The following is a 6,524-nucleotide window of genomic DNA, read 5'->3' as shown; positions in this document are numbered from 1 at the left end:
GGAAGTGCACGTAGCAGCGTTGCCAGGCGGCTTCGGGGATCACCTCGCCGATCGCTGCCACCAGGCCGGCGTGATCGTCGGACACAACCAACTCGACGCCCTTGAGGCCGCGCGCCTTGAGGCCGACGAGGAAGTCCCTCCAGGCCGAGCGGCTCTCGCGATTGGCCATCTCCACGGCCAGGATCTGGCGCCTTCCGTCCCAGTCGATACCGACCGCGATCAGCACCGCCTGGCTCATGACAACACCGGCTTCACGCACCTTCTCGTAGCGCGCATCGAGGATGAGGTAAGGAAACGGCTCTTGAAGGGGGCGCCTGGCAAAGGCAGCGAGGCTCTCGTCCAGCCGCTTGTTGATGGCCGAGATCGACGAGGCCGAGAAGGCATGGCCGCACAGTTCTTCCGTGATCGCCTTCACCTTGCGGGTCGACACGCCCTGCACATACATCTCCGCCAGTGTCGCCACCAAGGCCCGCTCGGAACGCTGGTAGCGCTCGAACAGCTCGGTGGAGAAGCGCCCGGCCCGGTCCTGCGGAACCCGCAGCTCGAGCTTGCCGACCCGCGTCACAAGGGTACGGCCGTAATAGCCCGAGCGATAGCCAAGCCGTTCGGGCGTGCGCTCGCTCTTCGAGGCACCCAGCGCCTCGTCCATCTCGGCCTCAAGCACCTCCTGCATCACCGCACGGAGCACTTCGTGCAATCCATCCGGGTTCGAAAGCAAAATGTCTTTGACGGCAGCGCTGGCGGTCTTAACTTCAGTCTTGGTCATGGTGGCGTTCCTTCGCGGGAATCAGGTGACGTGAACAATCACCAGCCTGCCATGACCGCCCCCTCTCAGCGAATTTGCAGAACTCTCAGCACACTACCCTGTTTGAGCTTGGGCTTCATCAGAATGAAGGGCGACATGGTTCATCCGAATGTAGAAATTTGCGTCGGGGGGAGGTGAGAATGAGGCTACCAGGAAATGTGTTGGCTGGGAGATCGCCGAGGTGCAGTGCGGTCCGCGAAAGCGATCAATGAGGTTGAATGCGCAGAACGTGCCGCCAAGACAGCCAGGTTGAAATCGCTACGCTTGGCTCAGATCTTGCCAGAGGCCGACCCGCACATTTCGTTCAACGAGGAACTCGACTGCTCGGTGCTGGTCGCGGTGCTGGCTCGCGAACCGCATAATTATCCAAAGCGGCCCGAATCCCATTCTTTCCGGCGGCTGCCCCTGCGACGAGACCTTTGATCTCCTCAAGCAGCGCCGTTAGGCTTTGTCAACAATCGGCTTTTTTCGCCGTGGCGACCCCACATGGCTCTCAACAACGTGCACGTGCCCGGCGTCGACAGTCACCAGTGGCCGGAGGCTGACGGTTACCTTGTCGCCGTCGATGCGCGTGACCGGGCCGACTAACTAATTCCATATGCTGGCCGATCACGGCCTTCGAAGTCGAATCGACAACCGAATGCGGGAAGTCATAGGAGGGAATCGTCACGCTTTTGCGATCGGGTGTCACCCGGCCTCGGGCGGGTGCGGAGAGGTTGCTAACAAATGAGCGTCCGTGGCCTGAAGTTTCTCGATAAGTGGGTAGCCAAACAACTGCCCATTGTGGCGCGGGGAGACCGCATCTCGGTTGGCGACTTGAAAGACCAGTTGATGACAGCTGCCGAGAAGGCCGGCATTCCTGCCGACGAGATCAACGGTGAGCTTGAAAGCATCTTCGAATTGATTATCGAAGTGAATCGTCGTGGCGCCGAAAGGGTGGACTTAGCCTGAAGGCTTCCCCGACGTGCCGGTCATGTCCTACATGCCGGACTGCCTGACAAGGGGGCTCGCTACCTAACCGGCCAGCGCCACGCCATGCCATCTCAGAGCAAATGTAGATCGAAACCGCGAATCCGTGAATCCCCGGTTTGTTCTGGTCATGGCTTCTGCGCAGGTCCGGTCACACAGCGCTGGTGCGTTCACCCCTCCGGCTGGGTAGGGTCCGGTTCTTGGTGCCGCTCTCGTTGTTTTTCGAGGAACAGCTTGGCGAGTTCGCCCCACTCAGGATGATCCGTGGCTTTATGCTCTTCTACGAACTCGGGGAAAGCCTTGCGCAAAGCGTCAAGGTCGAAAACCCCAAGATGCTCGCCCATACCGTCGTCCATGCCCGCGCCTCTCGAGGGTATTAGCTTGTCCTCTCGTTTGAGCCTTCAAGAGGGATTCCCTGAGTTTCGGCTTGGGAGCGCCTACATGGTTAATTGCGTGATCGCTAATATGATTATATCTTAGGCAGCGCGGGGGCTGTATCTTCCCGCGCGGTGGCCGGTGCGGCCCCCACACCAAAGACTGCAGCGGCCATTTCTATGGATGGGTAGCGCTAACCGATGCGACATCATGCTGCAGCGATATTTTAGAATCAGCTAATTGCGCAATCGCTAAATTAATGAAATGCGTGAGGAATGTATTTTCCACAGTTTCTGGTCGGCATGTCTGCCACTGCGATCATTGTGGCGATCTGGACCTACATCGAAGCCGGTTCAATTTGGACCGCGCTCGGCTGTGCGGTCCTTGCGCTGATCGTTCTGCAAGTCGGGTACGCCGGGCTGGTCGTTTGCTTGATATACTGGCGATCATCGGAAGCGGCTGACTCGACTAGTCGAATTTCGGTCGCGGCTCAAGAGAACCTCGACGGCATCTGATAGCCCGCGACCGTCTCGGCACGGTCACGTGGCCCTGGGGCAGCAGTTTTGCCTCGCAGTGCCGCCAGCAAGTGGGCCTACAACGTGTTTGCGGTGACAGACACCTACCCCGAGCTTCGGGCTGAAAGCCTTATCATTGATCCAGACGCGGAACTGGAGGACGGGTGCGTTGTGCTCGCTATGTTTGGAGGCGGTCATCCGCAAACCATTAGCTGGCGCTTCCCGCGCTACAGAAGCTGGAACGATCCAGTTTAATTCTCGAATAATTTGGCTCGCAGCCTCACGGTGGCGGGCTTTTTTATTGCTCAGCCCCTACGTCTCGACGCCGGCTGCGGAACGCAAACGTCGTGATGTCGTCACGGGAAATCCCGATGTCGCTGAGCATGTCGTCTGGTGACGCGCTCAACTCGTCCGTTGCCTTCAACAGCGCCTTCTTCTCGGCTCGATGACGGACCCAATCGGCAAGGGGACCAACTGCGACAAGAGGAAGATTCACTAGCATAGGAAGGTTCACAAGCATCGGACCACTCCCTTTACCGCTGCAGGAAACTGCACGTAGCCTACGCCGATACGTCGATGCGTCCTGTGACAAACCTCACAGATCGATCCGAACGGGCAAAAACTGCCCGGATGCCTGACGGTGGCGGGCTTTTTATATATTAGCAATGCGTAAAATTCGAGAAGGTTCATGGCATGGTTGTTAGCAAACTCGCTGCTATCGTGCGACGCAGGGCTCGGTGGATGGTGTGCTGGAATGCGCGGGGCTGGATGGATCAGGGGTCTGATGGAAGCTGACGCTCGCGATCTGCGGAGCGAGATCAGTCGGCTCCAAATAGACTTGATCGCTGCCGCCAACTCTCAGGGTAAATCCAGGCTGCATGACGTCGCGCACACACTGCGATGCCAGAAGGCGCGGCTGGAACGTCTGGAGGAGTGCCTCGCTTCAATGACGTCGAATGTCCGGCCAGAGACATCCGCAACCCCGCCCCATCAAGGCCGGCCGTAAAAGGCAGCTCATCATTTCCGAAAGAGAACCCGCTGCCTCACAGTGGCGGGCTTTTTATTGCTCAGCCCCTACGTCTCGACGCCGGGCTGCGGAACGCAAACGTCGTGATGTCGTCACGGGAAATCCCGACGTCGCCGAGCACGTCCTCTGGCTGTACGCACCAAGTACCACGTCTGAGCGGTCTGTCGGTCGAGCAAGATGGTAGTTGGCTGCGACTGGCCAGGGTTCATGCAGGCCGCGATCGAACCCTCTGAAATCTCATATCGTTGCTCGCCGTTCGAGCAGCCGGCCAAGGCCGCCCAGATGCCTATTATTGCATCTAAGTGACTGATGAGACCGCTACATCGTGAAACCCACCATCAACGAAGCACCCTTCTGCTATCGGCGACGCTCAGTCTAAAGCGAAGGGCGCCGTCTGCTTGTCGCGCAGCGGCTTTTTTCGCCTCGGCGGTACATAGGACGGCCCAGCAGCCTTGTTGCGGGGGCTAACGGGCGGGCCACTGGGCCTGACCGGTGATACTTAGCGCCGGCTGGCAAACATATGCGCACTGCTACCAATGCCAACATACAAACGAAGGAAGGACGCGATCTAACCCGCGATCGCCATTCCAAAGCCAACACCAAGGCCGACTGCGAGGCCCAGGAACAGCGTGGCGGCAAGATCGAGGGCCGAAGCGCGGACGGGGCGCCACAAGTCCTGGCGGGGCTCCCTGAGGTGACGATTCCGAAGTCGGCGAGCGCACCATAGACGTCGAGATCAACCGGCTGCGCCGCGAGATCGAGCGCGATCCGTCCAATCCGGTCTGTTGCAGACCGTGTGCGGCATCGGGTATCGGCTCAGCGTGGAATAGCGGTTGCGCTTTCGACGTTCGGCCTCGCGACGGCCGAGCGGATTGCCGAGGTTCAGTTAAGCCGATCCAGGATTCCAGAGCTGCCAGCCAGCACCAGATCTTTGTAGATCTCGAAGACTATCGTGCAAATCGCAGCCATCGAGATCGGCACGCCGAACGGGACGAGGCCCTTGCGGCCAGATGCTGTACATAGAGCCGGAAGGCACCCTCGGGCGAGTGTCAGCGCAATCTGGCCGTCTCGCTGCCGATCCTCGCGGCGCCATCGACATGGACCCGCTCATAAGCACCGATCATTCTGACGGCAAAGATGGACGCCACGCCTACCAATGCTCCAGCAAACACGTCGATCAGGTGATGCCCGCCTTCGGGAAGTGTGGAGATGACCATTATCGCATTCAGGCCGCCTAAAGGCCAAGACAACCAGCGATAGTCGCGAAGCGCGTAGACGACCATGATGCCGAGCGCAGTGTGGTAGGAAGGGAAGGTAACCAATCCGTTGCTTTTGGCCATGACAAGATCGAACGGTTCGCCGGATCGCAGTGCCATCAAAGTCTCGTAGTGCCACATCCCAGCTTGGACGGTGAAGTGGTTGAATTGCTCTGCAGTCGGCTTAAAGTAGGCGTAGGCACCTTCAGCCGGTACAAGCGCCATTGTCGCTCCCGCCAGCACGGATGACACTGCAAGCAGCGCGACGAACTCCAAAATCCTATCGTTTCTGTTTGTGGCTATGTTCAACAACAGGACAAGCGGAACCTGCGGCCCGAGCGCGTGGTATGCAAAGATTAACACCGGAGCTATCAACTTGTTGTTGGTAATGGATAGAAACCAAAGCCAATCGAATCCCATACGCGCGTCGATGGAAGCAAGCACCGGATCGGCAAGCGGGCGCTCGGTGGCACTGCCAACATGCATTAGGATGGTCGTGCAGATCAGCAATGGGACAAATGTCGCAGCAGCAAGCGTCAAACTTCCAAGGAAATCGGAAGCCCTGCGAACAAATTGGCCTGTCGGAGAGCCGTCGTCCCGCACACGCCGTGTTATGAGCCAAGAAACTATGCCAGATAGGAAAATGCATAGTGCAACTGCTAAAATGTCGGACCAATTAAGTGGTGAAAAGCGGACCATCGAATGGGACAGCCACAGCATATCAACGAGCCCCAGCAGGACTGATATGGTCAACGTCGCACAAAGATAGTTTCTTGTTCTCATATCCTCACCGCATAAGCTGTATAGGGTGAATTCTCCTTACCGTGGGCCGGACACTGGCAACGCTGCGCCAGAGAGGCGCGGCACGAGCATGGGGACCCGCTGAGCGTACTCTTGGTATTCGGGGAAGGCCGCGCGCAAAACCTTCTCCTCGTTCACCATCCGCCTATACTGGAAAGTGAGGGCGACTGTGCCGACTACAACGGTTATCCATGTCGGATTGCCAACGATTATTCCAAGCAGGCCGATCGCCTCGCAGACGTATAGCGGGTGCCGCACAATCTGGTACGGACCTGCGGTAACAAGTCGTCTCGCCTGGGCAAGGATGCTGAACGATCGTCCAAGCCACCATAGGCACCAAATGCAAAGGGCAAAACCAACGACGGTGATGAGGTCGGCAACAAGCTGAAGCTGCGGAAGTATTTGAGCGGAGGGGACAGCAATCAAAGTTGCAGTGGCGAAGCACCCGATCAGGGCCGAAATCCGAGGCTCGAGCCCTTGCGCCGTTTTCACGGGTGGAAGGCGGGCCACTGTTGTCGCGACAATAAGCACGAGGAAGCCGAGAGCGGCAACGTCTGCCATGGCGTCGATAATCCGCGCCACCGTCCATTCTAGATCGCGAGGAGCCATGACTATGGCCCCGGCCTTCAATGTCGCGCAGATCGTGAAGTAAAGCGTCATCGTTGCGCGCCCGATGAAATCACGTATCGCTGGTGAAGGGAGCTTCATTGAATTTGCCCGCCAAGCACTATGGGAATGCCGTTGAAGACGCTAGATTAGTCGTTGAAGACGGGTTT

The 6,524-nt window shown here is 58.3% G+C and carries 6 protein-coding genes and 1 pseudogene; 3 read left to right on the top strand and 4 right to left on the bottom strand.

Translation table 11 applies throughout. From position 1 onward, the window contains the following. A partial coding sequence (locus NKI32_RS30925; RefSeq protein WP_353005131.1) for an IS256 family transposase occupies nt 1-766 on the bottom strand: 766 nt, incomplete at its 3' end. 765 nt (nt 767-1,531) lie between these two features. Here NKI32_RS30925 and NKI32_RS30920 point away from each other — a divergent pair. Next, nucleotides 1,532-1,756: a DUF768 domain-containing protein gene (locus NKI32_RS30920; RefSeq protein WP_353005129.1), complete on the top strand. Its 225-nt coding sequence runs from the start codon at nt 1,532-1,534 to the stop codon at nt 1,754-1,756. Nucleotides 1,757-1,944: 188 nt separating this feature from the next. Here the strand turns inward: NKI32_RS30920 and NKI32_RS30915 are convergent, their stop codons facing one another. Next, nucleotides 1,945-2,130, bottom strand: a complete 186-nt coding sequence (locus NKI32_RS30915; RefSeq protein WP_353005127.1) for a hypothetical protein — start codon at nt 2,128-2,130, stop codon at nt 1,945-1,947. 294 nt (nt 2,131-2,424) lie between these two features. Here NKI32_RS30915 and NKI32_RS30910 point away from each other — a divergent pair, with 294 nt between their 5' ends. Next, entirely contained in the window at nt 2,425-2,664 is a 240-nt protein-coding gene (locus NKI32_RS30910; protein WP_023680991.1) for an exopolysaccharide production repressor protein, read from the top strand. A 1,720-nt stretch (nt 2,665-4,384) separates the two neighbouring features. Then, nucleotides 4,385-4,521, top strand: a pseudogene (locus NKI32_RS30905) (winged helix-turn-helix domain-containing protein); the annotation flags it as partial. Between the two features lie 219 nt (nt 4,522-4,740). On the opposite strand, the gene NKI32_RS30900 reads toward NKI32_RS30905, so the two are convergent. Continuing rightward, nucleotides 4,741-5,433, bottom strand: a complete 693-nt coding sequence (locus NKI32_RS30900; RefSeq protein ID WP_353005125.1) for a phosphatase PAP2 family protein — start codon at nt 5,431-5,433, stop codon at nt 4,741-4,743. A gap of 333 nt (nt 5,434-5,766) precedes the next feature. Then, nucleotides 5,767-6,456 (bottom strand): methyltransferase family protein, encoded by a 690-nt coding sequence (locus NKI32_RS30895; RefSeq protein ID WP_155924216.1) that lies wholly within the window; start codon nt 6,454-6,456, stop codon nt 5,767-5,769. Nucleotides 6,457-6,524: the final 68 nt, after the last annotated feature.

It is taken from the genome of Mesorhizobium sp. M0761 (genome assembly GCF_040320205.1).
Taxonomy (GTDB): Bacteria; Pseudomonadota; Alphaproteobacteria; order Rhizobiales; family Rhizobiaceae; genus Mesorhizobium.
This window is presented reverse-complemented; position numbering and strand designations above follow the sequence as displayed.